Source organism: Caulobacter sp. (genome assembly GCF_965279145.1).
Lineage (GTDB): Bacteria > Pseudomonadota > Alphaproteobacteria > Caulobacterales > Caulobacteraceae > Caulobacter.
In genome coordinates this window covers 3,538,224-3,563,790 of record NZ_OZ257139.1, presented here as the reverse complement: position 1 = coordinate 3,563,790, position 25,567 = coordinate 3,538,224, and the positions used below count along the sequence as shown (strand labels likewise).

20 protein-coding genes are annotated in these 25,567 nt (G+C 67.3%); 6 read left to right on the top strand and 14 right to left on the bottom strand.

The features are described from left to right. Window positions 1-100 precede the first annotated feature (100 nt). Window positions 101-1,045, bottom strand: a complete 945-nt coding sequence (locus ACQY9P_RS16620; protein WP_421738106.1) for a glycerophosphodiester phosphodiesterase family protein — start codon at window positions 1,043-1,045, stop codon at window positions 101-103. 62 nt (window positions 1,046-1,107) lie between these two features. After that, a complete protein-coding gene (locus ACQY9P_RS16615) occupies window positions 1,108-3,990 on the bottom strand; it encodes a TonB-dependent receptor plug domain-containing protein (protein WP_421738107.1) in 2,883 nt (960 codons plus the stop codon). A 257-nt stretch (window positions 3,991-4,247) separates the two neighbouring features. On the opposite strand from ACQY9P_RS16615, the gene ACQY9P_RS16610 reads away from it, so the two are divergent. The 3 genes from ACQY9P_RS16610 to ACQY9P_RS16600 all read left to right on the top strand — a co-directional run bounded on the left by ACQY9P_RS16610 (window position 4,248) and on the right by ACQY9P_RS16600 (window position 8,633). Beyond that, window positions 4,248-4,811: an RNA polymerase sigma factor gene (locus ACQY9P_RS16610; protein ID WP_421738108.1), complete on the top strand. Its 564-nt coding sequence runs from the start codon at window positions 4,248-4,250 to the stop codon at window positions 4,809-4,811. 69 nt (window positions 4,812-4,880) lie between these two features. Continuing rightward, window positions 4,881-5,825, top strand: a complete 945-nt coding sequence (locus ACQY9P_RS16605; protein WP_428150517.1) for a FecR family protein — start codon at window positions 4,881-4,883, stop codon at window positions 5,823-5,825. 24 nt (window positions 5,826-5,849) lie between these two features. Beyond that, complete coding sequence (locus ACQY9P_RS16600; protein WP_421738110.1) at window positions 5,850-8,633, top strand: TonB-dependent receptor domain-containing protein; 2,784 nt, start codon at window positions 5,850-5,852, stop codon at window positions 8,631-8,633. Between the two features lie 267 nt (window positions 8,634-8,900). Here the strand turns inward: ACQY9P_RS16600 and ACQY9P_RS16595 are convergent, their stop codons facing one another. Continuing rightward, window positions 8,901-9,401, bottom strand: coding sequence for a glycerophosphodiester phosphodiesterase family protein (locus ACQY9P_RS16595; RefSeq protein ID WP_428150513.1), 501 nt, complete (start codon window positions 9,399-9,401; stop codon window positions 8,901-8,903). After that, complete coding sequence (locus tag ACQY9P_RS16590; protein WP_421738112.1) at window positions 9,401-10,258, bottom strand: DEAD/DEAH box helicase family protein; 858 nt, start codon at window positions 10,256-10,258, stop codon at window positions 9,401-9,403. The genes ACQY9P_RS16595 and ACQY9P_RS16590 overlap by 1 nt, the downstream gene beginning before the upstream one ends. A 667-nt stretch (window positions 10,259-10,925) precedes the next feature. Here ACQY9P_RS16590 and ACQY9P_RS16585 point away from each other — a divergent pair. Next, complete coding sequence (locus ACQY9P_RS16585; protein WP_421738113.1) at window positions 10,926-11,597, top strand: Crp/Fnr family transcriptional regulator; 672 nt, start codon at window positions 10,926-10,928, stop codon at window positions 11,595-11,597. 69 nt (window positions 11,598-11,666) lie between these two features. Here ACQY9P_RS16585 and ACQY9P_RS16580 read toward each other — a convergent pair whose 3' ends face one another. The 3 genes from ACQY9P_RS16580 to ACQY9P_RS16570 all read right to left on the bottom strand — a co-directional run bounded on the left by ACQY9P_RS16580 (window position 11,667) and on the right by ACQY9P_RS16570 (window position 15,532). Then, window positions 11,667-13,235, bottom strand: a complete 1,569-nt coding sequence (locus ACQY9P_RS16580) for a tetratricopeptide repeat-containing protein (RefSeq protein WP_421738114.1) — start codon at window positions 13,233-13,235, stop codon at window positions 11,667-11,669. Window positions 13,236-13,310: 75 nt separating this feature from the next. Then, window positions 13,311-13,946, bottom strand: coding sequence for a nucleotide synthetase (locus ACQY9P_RS16575; protein ID WP_421738115.1), 636 nt, complete (start codon window positions 13,944-13,946; stop codon window positions 13,311-13,313). Further along, window positions 13,943-15,532: a toll/interleukin-1 receptor domain-containing protein gene (locus ACQY9P_RS16570; RefSeq protein WP_421738116.1), complete on the bottom strand. Its 1,590-nt coding sequence runs from the start codon at window positions 15,530-15,532 to the stop codon at window positions 13,943-13,945. Before ACQY9P_RS16570 ends, ACQY9P_RS16575 begins: the two co-directional genes overlap by 4 nt. Before the next feature lie 177 nt (window positions 15,533-15,709). On the opposite strand from ACQY9P_RS16570, the gene ACQY9P_RS16565 reads away from it, so the two are divergent. After that, window positions 15,710-16,873, top strand: coding sequence for a hypothetical protein (locus tag ACQY9P_RS16565; protein WP_421738117.1), 1,164 nt, complete (start codon window positions 15,710-15,712; stop codon window positions 16,871-16,873). Then, window positions 16,870-17,376, top strand: a complete 507-nt coding sequence (locus tag ACQY9P_RS16560) for a hypothetical protein (RefSeq protein ID WP_421738118.1) — start codon at window positions 16,870-16,872, stop codon at window positions 17,374-17,376. The genes ACQY9P_RS16565 and ACQY9P_RS16560 overlap by 4 nt, the downstream gene beginning before the upstream one ends. Before the next feature lie 210 nt (window positions 17,377-17,586). Here the strand turns inward: ACQY9P_RS16560 and ACQY9P_RS16555 are convergent, their stop codons facing one another. From ACQY9P_RS16555 to ACQY9P_RS16525, 7 genes are all read right to left on the bottom strand, one after another. Next, window positions 17,587-18,693, bottom strand: coding sequence for a hypothetical protein (locus tag ACQY9P_RS16555; RefSeq protein WP_421738119.1), 1,107 nt, complete (start codon window positions 18,691-18,693; stop codon window positions 17,587-17,589). A gap of 281 nt (window positions 18,694-18,974) precedes the next feature. Beyond that, window positions 18,975-20,819, bottom strand: coding sequence for an ATP-binding protein (locus ACQY9P_RS16550; RefSeq protein ID WP_421738120.1), 1,845 nt, complete (start codon window positions 20,817-20,819; stop codon window positions 18,975-18,977). A 377-nt stretch (window positions 20,820-21,196) separates the two neighbouring features. Continuing rightward, on the bottom strand, window positions 21,197-21,859 hold the full coding sequence (locus ACQY9P_RS16545; protein ID WP_421738121.1) for a tetratricopeptide repeat protein: 663 nt from the start codon (window positions 21,857-21,859) through the stop codon (window positions 21,197-21,199). A gap of 14 nt (window positions 21,860-21,873) precedes the next feature. Continuing rightward, window positions 21,874-22,626 carry an SDR family NAD(P)-dependent oxidoreductase gene (locus tag ACQY9P_RS16540; RefSeq protein WP_421738122.1) on the bottom strand — a complete coding sequence of 251 codons (753 nt, stop codon included), beginning with the start codon at window positions 22,624-22,626 and terminating at the stop codon, window positions 21,874-21,876. Beyond that, window positions 22,619-23,287: a TenA family transcriptional regulator gene (locus ACQY9P_RS16535; RefSeq protein WP_421738123.1), complete on the bottom strand. Its 669-nt coding sequence runs from the start codon at window positions 23,285-23,287 to the stop codon at window positions 22,619-22,621. Before ACQY9P_RS16535 ends, ACQY9P_RS16540 begins: the two co-directional genes overlap by 8 nt. 16 nt (window positions 23,288-23,303) lie before the next feature. After that, window positions 23,304-24,752 (bottom strand): AMP-binding protein, encoded by a 1,449-nt coding sequence (locus ACQY9P_RS16530; RefSeq protein ID WP_421738124.1) that lies wholly within the window; start codon window positions 24,750-24,752, stop codon window positions 23,304-23,306. Then, on the bottom strand, window positions 24,749-25,465 hold the full coding sequence (locus tag ACQY9P_RS16525; RefSeq protein WP_421738316.1) for a thermostable hemolysin: 717 nt from the start codon (window positions 25,463-25,465) through the stop codon (window positions 24,749-24,751). Before ACQY9P_RS16525 ends, ACQY9P_RS16530 begins: the two co-directional genes overlap by 4 nt. Window positions 25,466-25,567 lie beyond the last annotated feature (102 nt).

The window sequence follows — 25,567 nt, the reverse complement described above, 5'->3', positions numbered from 1 at the left end:
TTGAGCCGATTGGCCTGTCACTTCGCCGCGTCCCGACGCTCAAACCTGAGTTCATGATCCTGCTCGAAGGGCCGGCTAACGCCGACCCTTCACCTTTCCCCTAGTGACCGACACCGCAGGCCTTGAGTTTGCGGGCATAGGTCGGATCGGCCAGCAGGGCCGTGGCGGCTTCGACCGGACGATTGGAGACGATCATCCGCGGACCGGCCTTAGCCAGCGCCTGGAAAGCCCCGGCGTCGGCGGGCGTGCGGTAGACCGCGTCCGGCGTCTCAGGACCGCCATAGGTTCCCGACATCACCGTTACGCCCATCGCCTCAAGCTCGGGAATGAAGGCGGCGTCCATCTTGCCAGGCCGCACCATGGCGATGAGGTGGTCGTTGAGCAGGCCGGCGGCCTTGGCCTTGGCCAGCATGTCGCGGTCGAACACCGGCAGGGCGATGACGGCGTCAGGCCGGCGCTGGCGTTGCCCCAGGGCCTGAGCGACCGTGTAGGACAGGAAGAACACCCGGTCGCCGGCCTTGGCCTTGTCCACCTCGGCCATCAGGAGATCGGGATCGGTCTGCGGCTTGACATCGAGCAAGATCAGGGCTTTGCCGTCGGCCCAACCCAGCACCTCTGACAGCAACGCGGGGGCGTAGGTAGTCGGATAGGCGGTAGTGTCGCGCACCTTCAGCTTGGAAATCTCGGCCCAGGTCTGGGTGCGGATCGCGCCCTTGCCGGTGGTGTTGCGATCCAGGACGTCATCGTGGTTCTGGAACAGCACGCCGTCAGAGGTCTGCTGAACGTCGGTCTCGATGAAGGCCGGAACCAGGGCGGTCGTGCGCTGCATCGTGGCGACGACGTTCTCAGGAAACTCCGGCAGGGGGCCGCCGCGGTGAGCGCCAACCAGGGCCACCTTCTGCTGGCGCAGGCAGGTCAGCAGTTGCGGCAGTCGGCCCTTGGCGGCGGTCAGCATGTCGGCGGAGGTCGGGGCGGCGGCCAGCGTCGGCGAGGCGGCCAACAGGGCGGCGCTGGCCAGCAGCGCCCGGAGCAGGATCTTGGTCATCTTTGCGCTTTCTTTGAAGGTGGCGCGGGTCGGTCGACCCGCGCCGGGGAAGGCGGGCGGGGTCAGAACTTGACGTTGACGCCCAGGAAGTAGCGGCGGCCCAGCATGTCGTAGAGGGCGGTGTCGGTGGCGCTCTCGCCGGTCCAGGCTGGCGGCTGGCGGTCGGCGAGATTGAGGGCGCCGGCCCGTAGTTCGACGGTCTCGTTCAGCCGGTAGCGTCCGCTCAGGTCGAAATAGTCCATGGCCTTAACGCCACGGGCGGTGGCGGTGGCCGATCCGACATTGGACGCGTTGCCCATCGCCTCGACCCAGCGCCAGCGCAGGCTCAGATCGGCTGGGCCGATATGATAGCCCAGGCTGGCCATGGCCTTCCATTTGGGGTGAGAGATGGCGTCGGAGCTGATCTGGCCGTTGCCGATTGTGCCGGCGTAGTTGACGAAGGACGCGCCGGCCAAGGTCTGGATCTCGTACTTGTCCATCTTCGAGATCAGGAGATTCAGAGTGATCGCTCCCGCCCGCTCGGACGCACCGAACGCCGCCAGATCGGCGCCCCAATCGACCTGCAGATCGACGCCCGAGGTGTGGTAGCCTGCGAGATTGAGCAGCGGCGTGGTGATGCTGGCGAAGCCGCCTGACGCCCCGCGATGGATCAGCTTGCAGTAGTAGTTGTTGGCGTCATAGGTCGGGTTAGCGGCCCCCTGGCCGTTGAAGCAACGCTGGGCGATGACGTCGCCGGTGATCAGGCCGATCGCATCGGTCAGCTTGATGTCATAATAGTCGATCGAGGCCGACAGCCGCCGCAGCAACGGCGCCTCGAAACGCGAGCGCCAGACCAGGCCGGCGGTGTAGGTATCGGACGTTTCCTCCTTCAGATCGGGGTTGCCCGCGACGTCCGACTGCACCGAGGTGCCGGCGAACTTGTGGGCGTCGATCACGCTGAGCGGGACGCCGTTGGCGATGCACAGGGCGCGGACCTGGGCGGCGTTGGGACCGGTGCGATAGGCGCTGGCGATGTCACAGGGATCGCCCAGGCCGGCGGAAATGCGTCCGACGGTGGTGCCGCTCTGTTCGGAGGGTCGGAACAGTTCGCCTACCGACGGGGCGCGGATGGCGTGCTGGTATCCGCCGCGCAGGCTGACCGCGTCGTTGATCTCCCAGGCGGCGCTGGCCTTGTAGGTGTGGACGCCGCCGACCGTGTCGTAGTCGGAGTAGCGATAGGCCAAATCCAGGTCGAGCTTGCGCATGAAGGGTAGGTCCTTCAACAGCGGGACCGCCAGTTCGAGGAAGGCCTCCTTCGAACGGGTCTCCCCGTCCGTCGATTTGCTCAGACCCGTCGTCAGGACCGTACCGGTGAGGCGCGCGGCGTCCGGCGAATAGGCGTAGCTGTTCTTGCGATAGCTGAGGCCCGCGGCGAACCGCAGGTCGCCGGCCGGCAGGGTCAGCACCCGGCCCTGGACGTTGGCCTCGGCGTTAGTCTGCCGCAACGTCGTGGTTTCGTGCATCTCGCGCAGGAGATAGGTCAGGCACGATTTTGAGGGTGCGGACAGGGCCAGCGGGTTCAGGCCGCCGTCGCAGAGGCTCTTGCCGCCATCGGCCGCATTGACCAGCGACAGGAACGAGGCCCTGTCGATATAGCCGCCCAACAAGGCGTTCTGCTCGGTGCGGCCATAGGAGGCGAACACGTCCCAGGTCCCGTCGATCACATCGAACCGGCCCTTCAGCCCGCCCAGGGCCTGGGCGACATTATAGGTCTGCTGGGCGATGTCGGGCGAGTAGCGGCCGGTGTTGAAATAGAACAGCAGGGGCGCGGTCGGGTTGGGCCGCGAGGCGGCGATCGCCTTGAGGTCGGCGGGTAGGAAGGGGTTGGTGACCGGCAGGTAGACGTCGCGGGTGATCGCCTGGTTGCGGCCATAGCCGCTCTGGTTGGAGACATAGTGGGCGTAGTTGAACTGCCCGTAGGCCTCGACGGCGTCGTTGAGCTGGTAGTTGACCTGGCCAAACAGGGTCTGGCGCTTGAGCGGCTGCTGCAGGGGCGCAGCCTCGCCCAGCGGCACGGCGACCTGGCCGTTGCTGGTGATGGTGTAGGGGCCGTCGGTGGGGAAGCGGTAGTTGAGGATCGGCGCGGAGATGGTGAACAGCGTGCCGTCGAGGTTCTGGCTGTAGGTGGCGTTACGCGGCACGTTGGTGGTCACGCCGTATTTGGCGAAGACGCCGTTGATCGCCGCCTGGGTCGGCAGGTTGGCCGCGTCGGCGTAGATCAGGCCGCTGGGCAGCACCGAGGTGATGCCGCCGTCCTTGAAGAAGGCGCGGGAATTTCGGTTGACCCGCTGGCGATCCATGTAGGACGCCGACAGCATCATGTGACCCTTGTCGTCGGCGAAGGCGCCGCCGACCGTGGCGCTCAGATCGGCGGTCTCGCCATCGCTGCGCTCGGTCTGGCCGTATTGCGCGTCGATCTCCAGGCCCTGGAAATTGTGCTTGAGCTTGAAGTTGACGACGCCGGCGATAGCGTCGGAACCGTAGATCGCCGAGGCGCCGCCGGTGATCACCTCGACCGAGTCGATCAGGCTGGGCGCCAGGGTGTTGAGGTCGATGGCGCCCAGCGGGTCGGACGGCTGCAGCCGGCGGCCGTCCAGCAGCACCAGGGTGCGGGGCGTGCCCAGGCCGCGCAGGTTGGCGTTGGCCCGCCCGCCGCCGGCCTGACTGGCCGAGGTCGAGCCGGAGGTCGCGGCGAACTGCGGCAGCTGGTTGAGGGTGTTTTCGATCGAGGTTGGCCCCTGAGCCTGGAGCACCGCCTTGCCGATCGTGACGATCGGGCTTTGGGCGGTGTAGTCTTGGCGCGCGATGCGCGATCCGGTGACCACGACCTCTTCGACCGAGGTGGCGGCGTCCACCGTTGGCGATGAGGCTTGGGCGTTGGCGACCCCGGCGTGAGCCAGACTCAAGGCGAGCGTCGACGCGGCGCCAAAGAGCGCGAAAATTCTTGACTGCATAGGAACTTAGATCCCCTTGAACGGTGACCTCCGCTCTGTCGCGGAGGGCGTCTAAGGGGTTAGGACGTGGTCCCCCTCGCGATCCTCACCCCTTTTTTCCGACGGCGCTCGGAAAGAAAAACTGTCGCAAATCCGTGGGAAGAAGACGCGCGCTCGGTCGCGGACTGTTCCTTCGTCCAGCGCCGCTGTGCATGTTCGGGAAGCCTCTTGTGACCTTGAAGGACGACGCCCATCGGGCCAACGCGCGCCCTCGCCTGCCACCGCCCGAACAGATCAGCCACGCCTATCGCCGGCCGCTGATGACCTATTTCCTGCGTCACACCGGCGACTACGCCGAAGCTGAGGACCTGACCCAAGAGGCGCTCCTGCGGGCGTTGCGCGCCGGAGCCGGCGAGGCGATCGAGACTCCCGACGGCTTTGTCTTCACCATCGCCTCCAACCTGCTGCGCGACCGCGCCAGAAAGCGCATCACCCGACAGGCCAACCGCCACATCAGCCTCTATCCGCAGGGCGATGGCGAGACCGCCGCCGAGCCCCTGCAACTGGCCGCTGAGGATTTGCCAGCCGACCGCGTCCTGATGGGTAAGGAGAAACTTCGAAGAACCCTCGACGCCCTGGCCGAACTGCCCGACCGCACCCGGGAGATCTTCATCCTGTTTCGGGTCGAGCGCCTCCGCCAGACCGAAATCGCCGCCCGTCTGGGCGTTTCGGTCAGCGCCGTGGAAAAACATGTTGTTCGGGCCGTGGCCCATCTGGCGCGGCGGTTCAGGTAGACTTTGACAAATTTCCCCACCCCTACTCCACCGTTCGAAGACGTTCACGAGGCCGCCGCCGCCTGGTGGATGCGCCAGATCTCCGACGATTGGACCGACGCCGACGAAGCCGGGTTGCATGCCTGGCTGGCGGCGGATATGCGCCACGCGGACGCCCACGGCCAGGTGCTGAAGGCGATGGCCGCATTCGATGATCAGGACGACGCGGCCGAGCTCCAAGCTTTGCGCCAACAGCGCCAAGTTAGCGCTGTCCCCCTTGGCGGCGCGCGACGTTCGTCCTCGCGCCCTTCGCGGCGCGCCTGGATGATCGGCGCGGGCGCGCTGGCCGCGGGCCTCGCGGGCCTTGCGGTGCTGAGCCGCCCCGAACCCGCACGGATCTACACCGCGCCGACGGGAGGCCCGGCCGAGTTCACCCTGGCCGACGGCTCGCGGCTGTCAATCGAGGGCGGCGGCGCGGTTGCGGTGCGGTTTGGCCGTCACGCCAGGAACCTTGAACTCACCCGCGGCCAGGCCCGCTTCGAGGTCGCGCACGACCAGGCGCGGCCCTTCGCGGTCACTGTTGGCGACCAGGTCGTGGTGGCCACCGGGACGATGTTCAATATCGATCGGCTGAGCCAGCGCTCCATCGTCAGCCTGTTGGAGGGACGGGTCATCATCCATCCGGTCCAGGGCGAGGGTCCAACCGTGGCTCTGGCGCCGGGAGAGCAAGCCGTGCTGCGCCCTGGAAGCCCGCCCCTGCGCCAGACGGCCGATGTGCGTTCGGCTGCGGCCTGGAGGACCGGGCGATTGATCTTCGACGACACGCCACTCGCCGAGGCCGTCGAGCGGGTCAATCGTTATGGCGCCAATCTTCGCGTGGGCGACGAAGCCCTGGCCCGCTTACGGGTGAGCGGGGTGTTCACGTCCGGAGACAACGCCGCCTTCGTCGATGCGATCACCGCCTATCTCCCGATTGCGGCGCAACGCGACTCCGACGGGCGCACCGCGCTGGTTCACCGCCCCGCCGGGGACTAGCCGTCGCCGCGAGGAGCGCTTGGCATGAGGTTCTTGCGCGTCACGGCCCACGGGATCTGCGCGACGGCGCTTCTGGCGACGGCGCCGAACCTGGCCCGCGCCGCCGAACCGCGCCGCGCCTTTGATCTAAAAGCCGCGCCGCTGGGCCAGGCGTTGCTGGCCTTCAACCTGGTGACCGGCGCCCAGGTCATCGTCTCGCGCGACCTGCTGGTCGGCCGCGTCTCGCGCCCGGTGCGCGGTCAGTACACCGCCAGCCAGGCCTTGGCGCGCATGCTGACCGGATCGGGCCTGCATGCCGAGCGCACCGGCCGAGGCGTCCTGATGATCCTGCCTGACCGGCCGCCGGGGGCCCCTGGGCTCAGCCCCAGCCCGCCCGCCGCCCAAGCCGCTGCGGAGATGGCGGGCGTGACGGTCACCGCCCCCCGCATCCTGCCGCCTGTCGCCCTGACCACGCTGAGCGGCGCGCGCCTGGAGCAACTGGGCGTGGTTGGCATGGATCAGGTCGGACGGCTGACGCCGGGCCTCAATGTCGTCAACCTCTCCCCGGCCGCGGCGGCCTTCTCGATGCGGGGCATCACCCAGGCCTCGGGGGACGCCAGCCGCGAGCCGAGGATGGCGGTGCTGCAAGACGGCATGCCGGCGTCCAAGGAGCGCGGCGCCTATTTCGAACTCTTTGATCTTGATCGCATCGACATCGCCAAAGGTCCCCAGCCCACCCTCTATGGCCGCGGGGCGATGGCCGGGGCGCTCGACGTCATCCAACACAAGGCCGATCCGCGGGCCTCGGCCTGGAACCTTCATGGCGAGGTTGGCGACCAGGGCCAGGGCCTTCTGGAAGCCATGATCAACCAGCCGATCGGCCAGGACCTGGCGGTGCGTGTCGCCGCCCGCTCGCGGGGGCGAGCTGGCCTGACGCCCAACCTGGCTGGTGGCGACGGCCTGGACTCCGTCGCCACCGACGCCGCCCGGGTTTCCCTGACCTGGCTTGCCAGCGATGACGAACGGCTTGACCTGATCGTCAACTACCAGCGGGATCGTCCCACCGGCCGGCCGCTCAAGTCCTTCACCTTCGCGCCCACCGACCCGGTCACGGGCGCGGCCCTGGGCGATCTTGACCGCTACACCCCGCCGGCCTTGAGCGCCGTCGACGAGACCGGAAGGCCTGCGGCGCTCGGCCTGGACCGCACCCTGGGTTCGGTCGCAGTCCTGGCGGCGCGCCGGCTGAGCCCTGGTCTGAAGCTGAGCGCGTCCCTGGGCTATCGCCGCTTCTACGCCGACGAGCGCCAGGACGGCGATGGCCTGTCCCTGCCGGTGATCAGCGTTTTAGAGCAGACCCGGGGCGTCCAGTACAACGCCGATCTGCGCCTGGCCTATGACGCTGGCGAGCGCTGGCGGGGCTTTGCCGGCGTCAGCCTGTTCCACGAAAGCGGCACCCAGCTGGCCTATTTCACGATCGACGAGCGCCTGCTCTTGGCGCGCCTTGTCGACGACCTGAGCGCGCCGGTCCCGCAGGGCCTCGACACCTTGACCCGGCCAGACCTCGTCGCCGACACGCTACGCCAATTGGCCGCGCGGCGCGGCTTCGACCTCCCGGGGGACGTGGCCCTGGGCCTGGCTGGCAACCTCAAGGGGGCCTATGTCGAGCGTAACCAGAACTTTGCCCGGACGACCGCCGTCGATCTCTTCGGTGACGTCACCTTCGCGCCCGGTCCAGGTTGGGCGTTGTCGGCGGGCCTGCGCTACAGCCACAACGACAAGGGCAGCGCCGTGGCCACCGCCCTGCCCGCTGGTCCGTCGATCCTGGCCGGAGCGGCTCAGGCCTTTGGCCTCTATCCGGCGCAGCGGGCCAGCCTGCTGGCTGCCTTGAGCGCGATCGGCGCCGGCGCCAGCGCCGCCGCGCCCCGTCAGTGGCCCAACTACGCGCTGGTGTTTCAACCGACCTTTGGTAACGGCGAAAAGTTCGCCAACACCTTGTCAGACGATGGCTGGAGCGGGCGACTGGTGGCGCGCTACACCCCGTCGTCGACCTTCAGCGCCTATGGCTCCTATGCCCGGGGGCGGCGCCCCAGCGTGCTGGTCGCCGGGCCGCCGCTGGCGGCCGAGGGTCCGGCGCGGTTTGGCGTCGTGCCCGCCGAAACGATCGACTCCGTGGAAATCGGAACCCGCGGCGTTGGCCTCGATCGACGCCTGACCCTGGACCTGGCGGCCTACGCCTACCGCTATGTCAACTTCCAGACCACCAAGCTGGTCGATGGCCAGTTGCAGACCCTGAACGCCGGCCGGGCCGACGCGACCGGGCTTGAGGCCGAGGCTCAGCTTGAACTATCGCGCTCGGCCCGCCTGCTCGCCGCTTACGGCTACAACCATTCCAGGCTTCGTAGCGGGGCCTTCGCTGGCGACCAGTTTCGCCTTGCCCCGGATCACAAGGTCTCGCTGAATCTAGAACTGACCTACGCCGCTCCGAGCGGAACGATCACGGTCCTACCGGCCTGGAGCTGGCAGTCGAAGGTCTTCTTTTCCGACGACAATGATCGCCCCGAACTCTCCCGCGGATTGATGCGCGATCTGGTGCAGGACGAGGTGCAAGGCGGCTATGATCTGCTGGATCTGCGGGTGAACTACCAGCCACGCGCCGCGAACTGGAGCGCGGGCGCCTTCGTCACCAATCTCCTGGATCGGCGCTATCTGCGGGAAGCCGGCTTCATCGGCGAGAGCTTTGGATTCACAGCATCGGCGCCGGGGACGTCGCGTCTCTGGGGGCTGTCTTTGCGTATAGTGAGTGGCGCGAGACATATCTCCGCCCAATAGGTCAGACGCTTCTCGCGCGTCTCCGTCGCCAGGTTGTCGAACATCCGCCCCCCGCTTCGCAACGCGGGTCGCGTCTTCCGCAAAAGGCAGCATCCGAGATCGACCTTGGGATCGCTTCAGAAGCCGGACCTCTCGGACAAGACCCATCGGCGACAATCGCCCCTGTCGCGGACAGCCGAAAATTTGCTCGCAGCAGGTGAATCTGCTCGAATCCTGATGGGCTTGGCCAAGCAGAGCGCTGCGCTGAGGTTTGAATTGACCTAGATCTCAGCGCACTGATGGGCACGATCCGGGCGAACCTGGGCTGGTCGCCCACGCGGAGGCCCCCTCGGACCGCACCTTGACCAGGACCTCGGGCGCGTCGCTGAACGCGCCGTCAACGCCCAGGGCGAAGAGACGGCGGGCCTGGGTCGCGACGTCGCCAAGCTGGTGCGGGAAGGTGGGCGCCGCCGGATCGCCGCAGCGCAGGTCGAGCGGCAGATCCTGGTTCTCGGGATTGACGCTCCAGACGTGGACCAACAAGCCCGCCGCATGGGCGTTGGCCACAAAGGCGCTCGGCGGGAGACCGCGGCCGTCCGTGTCGCGCGGCAGGATGATTTGTGTCTCGGGCCCGACGATATCAGCGAAGGCGGCGATCCGCTTCAGGCCATCGGACGACCAGACGTCCGACCAATTGGCGATGTGGTTGGCGGCCATAACCGAGGCGGGCGGCGCCTGGCTGTTGACCAGGAACATCAGCTTGATCGGCGTCAGTTTGCGCAACATCATCAGGGTCGAGGGCCAGAACGACTGGGCGTGGCGGTGAAGATGATCGTGGGCTTGTCCAGCTCGCGGACGGCCTGAGCCCAGGAAAAGGCCGGTTCGTGGTGACCTTCATCGACGATCACCAGGTCGACCGATTTGAGCAGGTCACGGAACGCTTCCAGGTCGAGGCCTGGCTCGCCATCCTTGCCCTCTGAAAAGGTCGCGCCGGGCGCCCGCTCCTCTCGGCGATAGAACTCGCGGTGAGCCGGCGGCTTGATCCCGAGTATCAGGTGCAGGGCGTTGAATGTGCCGACCCATATCTGCCGATCCCTGCCCGCCTCACTCATGATGTGGGCATACTGCTCGGCGACGAGTCGTCGGACCGGTCGGCTCGCCAGGTCCGCAGGCTCGGGAGGCAGCTCGGCGAGGTCGTCGGGATCGAGTCCCTCTTCCAGGCCCGTCTGGGTGTAGCGGGCACCAAGCTTGCTCCAGAACCGCGTCGTCAGGTCTTCGCCCATCTGGCGCACCAAGCTGGTGCGTGGCGTCAAGATCAGCGTCTTGCCGACGCCTGGCGAGGCGCAGGCCAGGGCGGCGATTACTCCCGACTTCCCCGTGCCAGTCGGCATCTTGATCAGCGCGGCTTCCTTGTCCGCGCCGTTACCGGCAACGCCGCGAGCGGCCAGGTAGGCTTGGGCGAAGGCGATGGCCCGACGCTGGGGCCATCGCAACCCCCGCTCGGGTCGATAGTCCGCCTCGCCCACCGTCCAGAACGGCCGCTTCTCGAATTCGGCGATCCGGCCTCGATAAGCCTCGGCCACCTCGCCGCGCGCAGCCGGAGGCAGGTCGATAGAGGCGTGACCGCCCTCGCCTTCTCTGATCAAGGCGCCGAGCGTCGCAACGCGTGAATAGTCCCTGGACATCTCACGCCCCCGCGCTCGCTACCTGGAATTGCAGAGCCTCCGTTCTACGGTGCACGCATGCGAGTCTCAAGGCCGCGCACCGAGAGCGCCAATGCGCAGGGTATCGAACGCGGTCATGCCCTTGGTGAGTTGAGCGAGGCAACACGCATGCACGGCGATCGTAGCGAACGCCTTCGCATGAACGAAAGCGGAAAAGAACGCGCACTCGTGTGCACACAATTCGCACACGCGCCGTCATAACCAATTGATTTTTATGAAACTTCCGACCAGTCCATCATCGGCGCGACGGAAAATCTATGCGGCTGAAATTGTTGCATTTTCCAATGGCTTCAGAGTTGGACGGCGGTGCGCGCACGATTTGCGACGTGATACGCCACCCTGTTCAGATTTGCGCCGACTGTCTTCGCACAGTCAGCCAATACAGGCCGGGCGGTCGTGAAGGTCGCGTCAGCCTGGCGCCCGTTGATCGGCGCGGGCGCCTGCATATAGGCGAAACCTTCCTTTCGAGCGAGGACGGACGGCCTGCTTTGCTGTTCTTCCCCGCAAAGCCCTGACACCAGCACCCTTGCGCCCGAAGGCCGGACGGCCGAACAATGGCGGCCGAACCGTCGGATCGGGGACCGCGGCCGTGTCGAGCGATAGCGCCAGTCTGCAAGCCCTGGTGCGCGAAGTCTTCGCGTGCCCCGACGATGTCGCCCTGGCCATCGCGACCGCCGCCGCCGATCGCGCCTTCGACGCCGGCGCCGTCATCCTGCGGCAGGGCGACACGCCAAACGAGACCTACCTGATGCTGCTGGGTCGGGCTCGCGCCCTGGCGTTCGGCCGCGACGGACGGGTGGTCGTGCTGCAGAACTTTTCTCCTGGCGACATGTTCGGCTCAACCGCGCATCCGACCGGGGACGCCAGCCTCGCCGACATCGTCGCCCTTGAACGGGTACGCACCGCCACGCTCCTGGCGGCTGACTTCCTGCGCATGATGGACCGGCACAGCTGTATCGGTCTGGCCCTCTCTCGCATGCTGCTGCGACAGCTGCGCGCGGCCACCGAGCGCATGGTCGAACGCACGACGCTCAGCGCCGTCGGGCGCGTCCATGCAGAACTTCTGCGGCTGGCTGAATTGGGCGACGGCTACGTCATCAGCCCGGCGCCGGTCCTCTCGCTCCTGGCGCTCGACGTACAGACGACGCGCGAGACCGTCTCCCGCGCGGTCAACGCCCTGGAGCGACGCGGCATCGTTCGCCGGACCAGCGAGGCGTTGACGATCATCGCGCCCCATCGCCTTGAGGACCTGATCGCCTAGAGCGCCGTCGAGACAACGCGATGATCTGGCGCTCCAGCCCTACGCGGTGAGGATGAAAAACGACCCCGGTCAGCTGAATCCCAGCGCATAGAGCCCCATGGCTCCGTCAGCGCTTGTCAGATCGCCCACGCGCTCCGTGCTCACGGCGGCTCCGCTGGCGACCAGCGCCGCGGCGAAGCAGAGGCTGCCGTGCATCGCACCCGGAGGAACGGAGGGGAGGATGCTTCGCGCTCGTTCGACTTCCGGTCCCAGCAGGATCGCTCCGGGTCCAAACGGGTTCCGCGTCGCGACGGCCAGACCATAGTGCCCCGCCAACCGAACACCGTCGCCGCCCGCGGACAGAATGGCCCGTGAAGCCCGTGACGCGGCTTCGAGATCGCCATAGGCAAGCCACAGCGTTCGCCCCAGCCATACGGGGGGCGCGAGGCGCGCGGCGTCTTCAGGAAGGAGCCCGGCGACATGCCTCAACAGACCGTCGGGATCCGAGGCCCCGATGTCGATCTCGAACTCGACGCACAGGAAAGCCGCCAATCGCGTGGTCGCGCCGGCATGCATCCGCCCGCCCACCGTCGAGACGCGCGAGGCCGACAGCGACCGCTGGCGACGGTGACACGCGGCCCAGAGCTTCCCGGCCTGAACACTGAGACCCGGCGGCGCCGTCGCAAGATCTCCGCCTTCCAGGATGAGCAGTTGCAGGGGCTCGGTGGCAAGCGCGGCCGCCTTCATGACCGCCAGCCCCATCGCCGTCTCGGCCGCGAGCCGCAAGGCGGCGGGATCGGCTGGCCCGCACCCGGGCGCGACCACGCTGACACGATCGCCCACCGTCTTCATGAGCGCATCGAACCGCGACGCCCAGGCCTCGCCATAGGGCTGCACGGAGCGTGCGCGAAAAGCGACCGGATCGACGGGAAGGACCACATGAAGTTCAGCGCCGGCGGCGGCCAGGGCCTCGGCGATGACGATGTCCGCCCCGGCGGCCAGGGCCCCGTAACCAAAGCCCACCTTCTCTTCGGCCACGACGCGGGCCACGGCTTGAACCAGAGCCTCGTCGTGGGGGGAAAGTCCGATCAGGCCCGCGAAATGCAGCGTGCGCGGCGGCCTGAAGACATTCAGCCACTCGGCGTCCTCGCCCAGCGTCTCCAGCACCAGCGCGAACTGCCTAAGCGTAATCGCATGATCCTCCCAGGCCTCCGGCGCCAGGGATACGGCCTGGGCCAGGGCGTCGCGGGCTTCGGGGGATCGGCGTAGAACGAGCAGCGCCTCGGCGCGGGTGGCCACCTGATAGTATGGGGTTTCGTGCTGCTCTTCCGGCGCGGCCAGCGCGGCCAGCGCGTGGAGCCGCGCCGAAGTCTCGTCGCCCGCCAGCAGAGACAGGGTGGCGGCGTTGATCAGAGGATAGGCGCCGCCGCCGCGCTGCGCGGCCAACCGATAGGCCTCGGCTGACCGGTGGTAGAAATTCCGCCGCTCATCCCCTTCGGCGCGCCGACCCAGTTCCTTGAGCAGCCGTCCCTTGAGGCTGAGGTCGGCGGGCGCCGCGGACGCCGCCAGGCCCGAAGCCTGAAAGACTTCCCAGGCATGGTCGGCGGCGCCCGCCCGCGCGAGGGCGGCGATATGCAAAAGAACGGGTGACTTGGACAAAAGACGCTCTCGATAGACGGATTGGACAAAAGACGCTCTCGATAGACGGAAACGAAGTCGGGATCTGGCCGGGCCTCAGGGGATGGAGGGCCCCTCGTTCTTGATGTCGGGATCGAAGATCACGCTCAGCCGCTCACCGTTGTCGGCGAGGAACTGCACGTGGAAGTTCATGAACTCGCTTCCGGGATTGCCTGGGCCGGGCCTGCCCGCGGCACGCCGCGCCACGCCGAAATACACCACGCGGCACCCCGGCTTCGTGACGGGCTCATCGAGCTCTCCCAGCGTTCCATCGGCATAGGCATGCCGAAGTCCGAAATTATTGGTGCTGGTCTTCCCCTTGGTGGTGCAACCCAGCTCGCCTTCCGTGAACTGCCAGTTCGCGGAGCGATCCAGCTCGACCATCAGCCAGCATTGTTGCGTGACCAAGACGTCGAACGGGGAAGGCAGCAGCGTGCTCTGCGAATGGAACGCCACCGTCGCCGCGACCTTCTTGGCGTAGCTCTCGATCTCGCCGGGCGGATCCGGAACCACCGACGGCAAGGCCACGAACCGCAACCTGGGCGCGGCGCTCGTATCGATCTTCAGCAACACATGGAGAATCGACTGGGGATTGAACTTGTCGGCCGGCGCGGAATCCCGCGGCATCGCCGCGAACTCGTTGCGGAAGCTGGAGAGCGTTTGGGTCTCCGTAATCGGCGTTTGAATGTTCATTTGCGCCTCCTCTGGGCGGGTGGGGTTTCCAGGTACGCGACACTCTTGTTGATCCCGTCGAGCATGCGGACCACGCGGGCGTCTTCGGGATCGAACTCGGACAGTTTCTCGGCGGCGACCCTGGCCTTGCGCAGGCGCTCCAGCGCCGCCGCCTCGTCGCCGGACTTCACCAGCAGGCTGGCCAGCGCGCGCTGAAGGGCGACCCAGTCGGCCTTGCGTCCCGCGTCGGAGGGCTGGGTCGCGATCAACGCCTCGAGTTGACGCTCCTGCTCCAGCCGTTCGTCGAGCGCGCGTCGAGGATCGCCCGCCGCGTCGTAGGCGTCGGCCATCCAGGCGTGCCGGTTGATGAGGTCCGACCCGATCCTGGGGTCGTCCTTCAATCCGCGCGCGGCCGTCTCCATCGCCGCCAGGGCCGAAGCGCAGTGACGCAGCGCCGCGCCGGAATCGACCGGCGGGCTGAGCACCGCCGTGCAGAGGCTGCCCTCGGCATAGGCCAGCTCCCGAAGATAGCCCGCGTTCCCTGGAGCCCGCCGCGTCAGCGCCTGGGCCAGATCCCGATAGCGTGTGAACCGCGCCCTGGCGGACTCGAAGCGGTCCCGTCGATAATCGGCATAGCCCAGCCAGTATTCACTCTGCGCCTGGTTGAGGATGTTGTCGGGATTGTCCGGATCGGCCGCCAGCAGGGCGCCGGTCACGCGATCGGCCGCTTTGAAACGGGTGATCGCCCGGTCCAGATGACCTCGGCTTTCGTCGTCCTCGCCGATGGCGTGCAGCACCCGCGCGTAGCGACGGCGCGACGACGGCGGCAGACGTTCGACGTCCTGCTGCTCGTAATATTGCAGGGCGCGGCGACTGACCTTGGCCAGCACCGCCAGGCGCTCCTCGCCCCTCAGAGTCTCGCGCAGATCGGTCTGCATGAAATCCACCAGTGACTCCGACTGCTCCTGCTGGCGCCCGGCTTCGGCGCTGGCCCTCAGAGCGAAGGCCGTGAGCAATCCCATCGCTAGCACCGCCGTCAGGGCGGCGGCCGTGACGGCCATCACGGCGCGGTAGCGCCTTTGGGCGTCGCGCTGGACGATCTCGTCCAGGCCCACGCCGACCACGCCCGCCACCAGCTTGAGGAAGGCCAGACGTTCGCCGTCGCCGCCGCGCCGGAAGTCCGCGGCCAGCGGGTCACCGGCCTCGCGCAGGGGCGGAGGAAAGGCTGCATCAGGCTCGCCGTCGAAGAGGGCCGCCAGTATGGGTCGATCCGGGTGCAGGGCGCGGAAGAGCTCCACTTCGCGCGCGACCCAGGGAGAAGCCGCCGCGTTGGGCGAGCACACGACGATCAGCGCTGCGGACGCGGCAAGCGCGGCGCGAACCTCGGCCGTGAGATCGTGGGCGGCGGCCAGCTCTTCGCGGTCTCGGAAAATCGGCGCGATGCGACGCGGAACCGTCCCCCTTCCGGTCAGGCGACCAATCAGCCGTCCAGGCAGCGTGTAGCGTTCGAGCCGACGATGCAGCCGACGGCCGATCAACGCGTCCCTGTGATTGTAGCTGATGAAAGCGCGGTAGCGCGTCGCGCCCTGCTCCCCGCCGCGTTCCATCGCCCCACCCCACGCATAACAATGTTCATCGAGCAGCGTGGCAGAGCTTGGCGCCCCATACAACGTAATCGTGTGTGTTCCCGCCCATCTCGCCTCGCGTGACGGCCGTCACGCGGCGACGAGACGCCGCGGGCCTAGTTTCAGCGCCGCCACAGGGGGTGGCTCTGGAGCACGACCATGAAAAATCGCAACTTCATCCTCGGCCTGGCGTTGGCCAGCGCCCTGACCAACGCCTCGCTTGCCCACGCCGAGGACACGCCCGATCCCAATGCTGCGGTCAAGGCGCGGACCGAGCAGTTGAAGGCCGAAACCGACTACACCAACGCCCAGACGGCGAAGATCAAGGCGCGGGCGGACGCCCTGAACCTGCCGGCGACCAAGGGCGAGACCAAGCTGGGCGAGACCGCCGGTGTCCTGGAAGCCGCGATGCTGTCCGCCGCCGCCGCCAATGCGGTGGCCGACGCGATCGCGGCCAGGATCAAAACGGACAGCACGATCATCCTGGTCGCGAACGCCGAGACGGTGAACCTTAGCCTGCCCGTTTCGCTGGCGGCCTATATGGACGACCTGGCCGGCGCCGCGACCCGAACTTCCGCCAATGCCTGCGCGCCTGCGACAAAGGCCGAGGTCGGAACCAGGAGCCTGGCCGCGATCGCACCGGTTCTCGGCGCGGTGATCGGCGCGCTCAAGGTCGACACGGAGGTGCAGGGCGTCAGCGTCTCGCTGAATGATCGCGTCCTCGTCAACGCCCTGGCGGCCAGGCTCGCCACGAGCAGCCGCGCGGTCATCGTACCGTCGGAAGCCACGCGGATCACTCGCCAGACCTCCCCGGCGCCGGGCTCCCTGGCCGCCTCCTGGGCAGGGCTTAAGAGCGCCCAGACCCGCCTGTCCGACTGTCGCGCCGCGGTCGCCGGACAGAAACAGACCGACGCCACCAAGGCCAGTGTCGCCAATCTCGACCGCGGCCTCGCCCAGATCGACGCGTTCACCGGTGAGGTCTCCAAGGTCAGCCTCGGGGCGCCCAGCCTGCTCGCCCGCGCTTACCAGATGGAGGCGATGTCCGCCGGCAATCCCTTGGTGCTGCGCGTGGGGCTCGACCATGTCGGCGGCAGCCTGGTCAAGCGCAACACCGTGTGGACGGCGGTGGGCTTCAACAGCATCACCCTGACGGGCGGAATCGTCGCCGGCTACCTGCTGAGCGACCCTTCCAACGGCAAGGTGCTGGCGTCCGGCGAACTGATTTGCCGCACCGCGCACACGACCATGAAAGCGGTCCACTCCGGAAAGATCGCCGTCGCCGGCTGTGACGTGACGACCAAAGAGATGGCGGCGTCGCGATGAGCCTTCTGACCCTTTCCGCCGAGCAGGCCGCGCGGGCCGTCGCCCTCACGCGCGCGCCGGGCGCGGAGGCGCCCAGCAGACAAGATCCGTTCGATATCCTGTCACGCTATCTGCCGACCGAGACCATCACCCTGTTCGCGGCGGCCATGGCCGGCGTGGCCTCCCTGCCCAAGGCCGTGCCCGCCTGGGGACATGGGCGACAGGGATGGGTGATGTACGCGACGTTCGCGGTCCTGACGCCCGTTCTGTTCCTCGCGCTGTCCTACATCAAGCAGCGGGAAGCGGAGATCGAGGCCGGCCAGGCTCCGCAACCCTTCAGGCCGCATCCCTGGCCGCCGATCGCGTCCTGCATCGCCTTCCTGGTCTGGGCCCTGTCGATCCAGGGCGTCGTGAACGACCCTCAGGTCCTGAAGGAATGGGGCGGCCTGATCGCGTTCAGCGCGCTGAGCGTCTCCACCGTCCTTTCCCTGATCGACCGCGTTTTGGGCCTCAAGCGCCCCTGACACACCGCCGACCGATCTCTCCCGTCCTCCTCATGCAACGAGACGAAGAGGTTTTTCTAGATCACCACGGTGCGCGTATCGTCCGGGCGAACGCGGCCTCGCCCGTCAGCGAACAGCTGGCGGCGGCGGCGCGGGCGGAGGCCGACCGCAAGGCGGTGACCGGCGCAGACGCGGTCGAAGCGCCACCCGCCCGGCGCGGCGCTTCGATGACTAAGAGGACAGCACGGTCCTGAGCGGCAGTTCCGACTGGGCGAACGCGACTTCCTGGAGCGGCTCTTCATACGGCGCGCTGACGATCGGACCGGTCACCGAAGACAGTCTCAGCTCGCGACACAGCTCGAACTCACGACGCGAGCGCAGACCCGCCACGCTCTGGCGCAATTTGCGATCCAGATACAGCCGACGCATCGACAGGAACCGCCGAAGGTTCAACAGGCGCTGAAGTTCATCCTGACCCGACAACTGCAGCACCACCCCGTCCACCAGATTGGCGGGCAAGGCCTGGACGTTGAAAACCGGATCGTGGGTTCGAAGCTCGATACGACCAAACACCGGCCGGAGTATTTCGCGCAGTGGGGCGATGGCCGAGAACGGTAAGTCGCGAGGCACGTCATAGACTTGGGCGCTCAACTGCTTCACCGCCATCGCCGGCAGGGACGCCAGCTTGGCCTGATAGGCATCCCGCAGACTGGCCCGGACCATGCTCCACATGCGGAAATCGGCTTGCACATGGAGGTCTGGCCGGCGTCCGAGCGCGGCGACGCACGCGTCCAGCATGGTCACATCCGACCGCATGTAGTCGCTGTCCTCCAAAACCGTTCTTTCGGGCTCGCGCAGCATGAACTGCGGCTGGCTGGCCTCGAAGCGCTCGGCCACCGGGTTGTAGACCCCCCGCCATCCCAGTCGCGGCCCCTCGGCGGGACCCGTCGAGGCGCTGGCGACGGTGCGGGGCGTCGAGCCCCAAGGCGCCAGTTCCCGCACGCCGTCGCGGGTGACCACGCGCGTGCGCCCGACGGGCGGTGGCGGCTCTCCGCCTCGCATGGCCAGCAACTCGGTCTCGGGAAGACTTGAGAAGCGCAGGACCTCGGTCTCGTCACCCTCATAGGTGATCATGCACAGGTCATCACGGCCTTGAGTGCCGAACAATCGAAGCTGAAGTTCCGAGGCGATCTGCTTGAGCTCTTCGCCGTCAAGAAACTCGGCGTTGGGATCGACCAGAACATAGGCGCCGGGCGCGACCTGACCAAACCGTCGAGGCGGGGGCCAGCGGGATTCGACATAGAGAGCGGCGGTGCGATCGATCTTACTTGGTGTCACGCCGTCAACAGAGGGTTCCCGCGCGCCATGCTCAATACAGATTCTCAGACATGCCATGCCACCCATAATGCAATTCCTGAATTGCAAATATTACCAATACATTGATATTGAACTCATATTGAGTATAGATGCAAGCAATGGACAACAGATACAATCATTACTGAATACCTGAAACGGCATACACTTCATAGATCACCAAAAACGCCCTGCCCCGCGCTGACGGGCTGCGGCGACGGCGGTTCCGGCCAGACGCCGAAATGCTCCTGGCGACGGAGCCCCCTTCAAGCGGCGCTCCGCCCACGACTTGTCAGTGCGGCCTGCAGCCCGACAACGAGGTTCTGAATGTCTATGGGTTTGGGAATGCAACCGTCCATGCCCGCCGCTCGATACTGCTCCGTCTCATGGGCCAGCGCGCTGGCCGTCACCGCCACGATCGGGGTTCGGCGGCGCTCTTCGGCGGACTCGCAGTCGCGGATAGCACGGCAGGCCTGGAGGCCATCCATCCGCGGCATGTGGATGTCCATCAGGATCACATCCCACGGCTGCGTCCTGAAGGCGTCAACAGCCTCGACGCCATCGCAGGCCAGCGAGGCGGTGACGCCCAGCTCACTCAGCAGCGCGGCGAGCACCATCCTGTTGGTGGCGTTGTCATCGACGACCAGGACCCTCAGCGCCTGATCGGCTGTCAGTCGCTCGGCGGGCGTGGCCTCGACCGCACCGCACGCGTCAGCCACCGCCGGAGCGCTGACCTGGAATTCAAAGCAGCTTCCAACCTCTCCGTCGGGGGGGAGCAGCCTGATCCATCCGCCCATCAGGCCCACAAGCTCGCGGCAGATCGCCAGGCCCAGACCGGAGCCGCCGCTGCGACGCGTACTGGAGCTGTCGACCTGGACGAACCGTTCGAAGACCTGGTCGCGTAGCGCTTCGGGAATGCCGGGTCCGGTATCGCGAACCCGAACGGTCAGCGTCTCCGCGTCACCACGGATCTCGATGGAGACGCCGCCAGTGTCCGTGAATTTCAGCGCGTTGGACGTCAGGTTGCTGATGATCTGCCGCAGCCGCACCTCGTCGCCGAAACGGCTGTCGGCCAGATCAGGCTCCCGGACCAGACTGAAGGACAGGCCCTTCTCGGCGGCCAGGCCCGAATAGAGCTGGTCGAGCCCATCGGTGAGGGCCGCCAGACTGAAGACGGAGGGCGCCAGATCCATCCGGCCGGATTCGATCTTCGAGATGTCGAGCACGGCATTGATGATCTGCAGCAGGGATCGGGCGGACGACTTGACGATCGTCAGGCGCTCCTTCTGCTTCAGGGGCAATGGCGAGCGGTCCATCACCTCGACCATGCCCAGTATGCCATTCAGCGGGGTTCGGATCTCGTGGCTCATGGTGGCCAGGAACTCCGACTTGGACCGATCGGCGGCTTGGGCCTTGATCGCGAGCGCCTGGGCCTCGGAGGCCAAGGCCTGGGCTTCGGCGCGCAGGCGCTCGATTTCCGTCAACTTGAGCTCCAGGTCCCGATTGAGGGCCTCGGAGGCCAGGCGCGCGCTCAGTTCGCGATAGATCGCCCCCCGCATCAGGGTGGCCATGCCGATGGCGGCGAACGTCGCGGCGACGCCGATGAAGACATACTGGCCAATAAAATCCTGCGGCGCGCGCTGGGCCATGACCACCAGGCCGATGATCGCCGAAGCCGTGCTGACATAGGCGACGCGAAGGCTTGGGGCGGACGTCCCGAACACCAGCGCCATGAGCACGAAATAGACAAGTTTCGGGGCTTCGAAATGGACCAGCTGGTAGGCCAGCACATTGGCCATGAAGAGCCCGTTGATGCAGAGAACGGCCAGCTCAAGGCGCCAGCGCTCGGTTCTCGCTTCCCGGCCGAACGACCACCAGAAATAGAGCCCTGACAAGCAGGCGGCGATCGCCAGGGCCTCGAACACCAGCAGTGAAGATCCCTGTTCGTAGAAGGGATGCGAGGCGCCGATGAAGGCGTAGTAGAGACTGGCCGCCAGGAAATACCCGCGCACGATCGGGCGATAGGCGGCGGCGATCGCCACCGACGCAGGCCGGGCGGGAGACGCCCCGCCGGCTCGGATACGCCGCGGATTGTCCGGCTTGCTGGTCACGCGGCTCTGCGCTCGACCTGGCGCCATCGGGTCTCGAACCCCTGGATTCGCCACGGACCTTGCAAGGCCTCCTTGCGGGGGGCGCCGCTCGCGGCCGTCGCACTGATCCTTACCGCCACGCGCACACCTCCCCACTATGAGCAGAATAAATGTTGCGTGAACTTGTTAACGCGGCAGAAATCATAGATGCGACACTTCGCCTCTACCTGCCCGTTTTGAGTAATCCTGTCTCCGACCGCCCGCTGAACGCCAGCGCTCCATGACGGCGGCGCAGACCAGGGCCGGAGACCGCCCTAGCCCGGCGAGCCACCCTCATGGCGTCGACACGTGACGCCTATCGCCCGGCCTGCGCATGAAGGTGGCGACCGAGCTGGACCCTAGCCGTGGGCCTTCTGTCGCGCCGTCGCCAGAAGCGCGGCCGCCTGCGCCTTGCGCCCTCGATCGGCCAGATCGCGGCCGGGGCGCGCCGGCGCGTTGAGCGCGCGCTGAAGCGCCGCCTCGGCCCCGGCATAGTCACCCTGACGCATCAGGAAATCACCGTAGAAGAAATTGGAGTCGACGCCGTTCGGACTGATCGCCACGGCCTTGGTGAGATAGGCGCGCGCCTTTCCCGGATCGCCGAAGCCGATCGGGAAACCCGGCACCTGGGCATAGAGCGAACCCAGGCTCGTATAGACCGAGCCGTCGCCGAGCGCGTTCGGATTGATCTTTTCGGCGCGCTCCAGCATGCCCCGCGCGCTCTTGGCCAGGGCCAGGCCGCCCATGCCGCCCTTGGCGCCGGCTTCGGTCGCGGTCGAGATCGCCTCCCAGACCAGAGGCTCGGCGCGGTTGGGATATTGCTTGGCCAGGGCGTCGGCTTCTGCCGCCAGCCTGGCGGCCTCGGCGGCCTGGGCCGCCTTGTCCTTGATCTCGTAATTCACGTGGGCCCAGGTCCGGGCCAGGCCGTCCACCCGTCCGTCAAAGGCGGGGTCACCGGCGAAGGCCGGCAGGGCCAGGGCGCTGACCGCGGCGGCCAGGGCGAGCATCGAAAGCGTTTTCATGGAAACTCCGGCAGTCAGTTGGCGAACAGCCCCGCGGCCTTGCGGTCGTTGGCCGACAGGGCGCGGTCGATCAGTTGCGGGAAGATGGCGTTGAGGCGGACGAACAGGCTCTCGGGGAAGCCGAAATAGACATCCTTCTTTCGCCCGCGGATGGCCTCGACGATCCGATGAGCGATCTCTTCGGGCGGATCCATGTTCATCTGGGTCAGCTTGGCGAATTCCATCACCGCCGGCGTATTCAGCGCCGTCTTGACCGCGCGCGGCGCCACATAGGTGACGTCGAGGCCCGTGCCCGTCAGCTCGCGCCGCAGGGCCTGGCTGAAACCGCGAAGCCCGGCCTTGGCGCTGGAATAGGTGACGAAGTGGGCGAAGTTGATCGAGCCGAAGATCGAACCCACATTGACGATCTGGCCGCTTCCCCGCGCCTTCATGCCGGGCAGAACAGCCTGAGTCAGCCGAACCGGCGCGATCAGATTGACCATGTAGCTGGCCATCAGATGTTCCGGCCCCTGCCACTCGAAGGGCCCGAAATGCTGGATGCCCGCCAGGTTGATGACGATGTCCCAGTCCCGAACGGCGATCGCGGCGGCGGCGGCCTCGACGCCCTCGGCGGTGGAGATGTCGTGCTGCAGAAAGCCCGAACACGCGGCCGGCGGCGCGCGGTCCAGCACGATGACGCGCGCGCCCTCGGACATCAGTCGCGCGCCGATCAGCGAGCCCAGGCCGCCGGAACCGCCGGTGAGAAGGATGGTCTTGTCGTTAAACATGGGCCACCGCCCGGTCATGCGGAATGGCGCGGAAGACGTTGGCGAAACGCTCGAAGATCGCCGAGGCCACCTCGATGATCGCCGCTTGGTCGGCAGGATCCTCGACCTCGTCCATCAGCTTCTGGAAGAAGACCAGGTGCTCCATGTCCAGCGAGCCATGCGAGGTCAGATAGCTGAAGCATTCCGGACCCAGGTTCAGGTTCCTGGCGACGGCCTCCGCGCCCTGGGTGGCCAGGCGAACGCTGGTGCCTTCCAGCACGAAGACCATGCCGAAGAAGCCCATCGGATTGACCTTGGCGATGTAGTCGTAGGCAAAGTCGACCATGCGCTGGGTGGCCTCGCGCGGTTGGCCGTTGCGCACCGCCTCGGCGTCGCCGCCGCAGTTGCGGATGTCATCGAGGATCCAGGCCTCGTGGCCGGTCTCCTCGGCGATGTATTCGTCCAGCGCATGGCGGTAGCGGTCGTGGGCGTCGTCGAGGCGCGCCTTGGCCGCCTGCATCAGCGGCACGGTGTGCTTCACGTGGTGATAGGCCTCGGTCAGATAGGCGATGTAGGTCTCGCGCGAGATCTGGCCGGTCAGGCCGTCCTGGATCTGCGGCACGCTGGCCAGGGTCTGCTGACCCTCGACGGTGGCGGCGACCAGTTTGGGAAAGAACGTCAAGGCTTAAGGCTCCTGCTCAAGAGGCTTGGATGAAGTCGCTGTGACGCGACAACAGGACCGCCCGGCGGGGACGGCCATTGTTGGTGAGTTCGCCCCGGGCGGGGTCGAAGGGGGCGCGGACCTGCCAGCGCTTGACCTGGGCGTAGTCGGGCAAGGCCAGGTTGGCCCGGGCCACGGCCTGGGCGATGGCGGCCTCGTCCATGTCGGGGATCAGCGGCACGATCAGCGCGCCGAGCTCGGCCTGGGCTTCGCCGAAGACAACCGCCTGGCGGATTTCGGGCTGGGCCAGGAGCTCGCTCTCCACCCACTCGGGCGCGACATTGCGGCCAAAGGCGGTGATGATGGTGTTGGTCCGCCGGCCTTCGATGCGCAGGAAGCCGTCGGCGTCGAGGCTGCCCAGATCGCCGGTATGGACAGCGCCCTGGTGCGGTTCGCGGCCGGCATAGCCAAGGAAAGGCTGGGGCGAGACGATGATCTCGCCCTCGCCGTCAATGGTCACCGACAGGTGAGACAGGGGCTTGCCCACCGCCCCGGCCTTGCGGGCAGACGGGGTGTTGAGCGCCACGACCGAAGCGCATTCGCTCAGACCATAGCCCTCATACACCGGCAGCCCCAAGCCGTCGGCCTGGCTCAGCAGTTGCGACGACACCTTGGCGCCGCCCACCGCCACCAGGTTCAGGTCGGGGAAGCGGGCGCCGGTGAAGGTCATCACCATCAACAGGGCCCGCAGCAGTTCGGGCACGACGATCAGGCTGGTGGCGTGCTCGGCGGCGATGGCGCCGGCTAGAGCGGCCAGATCCGGGCGGAAGGGGTTGTCCAGGCCTAGTTCGGCGGCGGGCAGGACGTGATAGCGCCCGCCGGCCAGCAGGGTCGTATAGAGCCCGGCGACGTTCTCCAGCAGGATCGACAGCGGCAGCAGCGGCAGGTGGCGGCCGGCATAGTCGGCGCCGATGGCCTCGACCAGGGCGGCGGCCGTGGCCTCCATCTGCTCCAGCGACAGGCACACGCCCTTGGGCTGGCCGGTCGAGCCGGAGGTGTAGGTGATCTTCGCCGTGCCGGTCGGCAGGGCCACGGGCGCCGTCGCGACGGGGGTGACGGCGATCGCCGTGCCCAGAATCTCGAACGCGCTGTTTCCTTCGGCCTCTTCCACCACCAGGGCGGCGCCGGCGTCGGCCAGGGCGTGCTCGCGCTGGGCCGGCGTGAAGAAGCCGGGCAACGGCAGGCTGGGCCAGCCCAGACGCATCAGGGCAAGGTCCAGCACCACCCAGGCCGGACCATTGGCCAGCCGCACCGCCACCGGGGCGCCAGGGCGGATCAGCGGCGCGAAAGCGAAGAGCGCCGTCGCCGCGTGCTGGATCTCGGCCTCGAGCTCCGCATAGGTCAGCGACAGGCTGCGCGTGCTCAGGGCGATGGCGGCGGGCTTGTCGACAGCGTGCCGGGCGACGGCGTCGAGAACCCGGCTCATCGCGCCAGCTCCGAAGGCCAGGCGGGATGCAATCTTGGGCGGATGTCAGCGACTTCCGGCGGCTCGACCATCAGCATCTGGGCCAAGGCCGGCAGGGCCGGCGCGATGGCCCCGACCATCACCTCGGGATCGCGGTTGTAGTAGCCACCCCAGTCGGCGGCGCCCTCGCCCAGCCGGCTCGGCTCGGCGCGGGTCAGGGCCTGGGTGGCGAAACCGACCCGGGCGAAGCTGCGCCGCAGCTGGCGGGTGGCGGTGGCGGCGGCGTGGGTGCAGCCCTTCTGGTGAAGATGACGCGCCAAGGCCAGGAACAGAAACAGCGAGGCGCCGGCGCTTTCCGACGCCAGGCTGCCGATCTCGGCGAGGGCGGAGCGGTCTACCGCTTCGCCTGACTTGCGCTCAATGGCCGCCTCGATGGCCTCGTCGAGATACTGCTCCAGAAACAGCGCGCCATCGTCGGCCAGACGGAAGCCCACGGCGCCATGGATACGGCCCTGGCCGTCCTGCACGCTCATCAGGGTGGGATAGTGCGCCCGGATCGTGCCGTTGAAGGCCGAGGCGTAGGCGGACTCGATATAGGCTTCCACCCGGCGACGTTCAGGCTGCATCAGGTGGTGAATGGAGATCACCCGGGGCTCCACCGAGGTGAAGCGCCGCACGCGATCAGCGTCGAACCGGAGGCTGCCGCGCGGCGCGCCGTCGTCGAGCATCATCACTTCAAGCAAGACCGATCTCCGAACTCTGGCGAGCGTCTCGACGCCCTTCGACAGCCAAGACGACGCGCCCGCCAAACCTCCTCAAGGGATTGCGATTGCGCC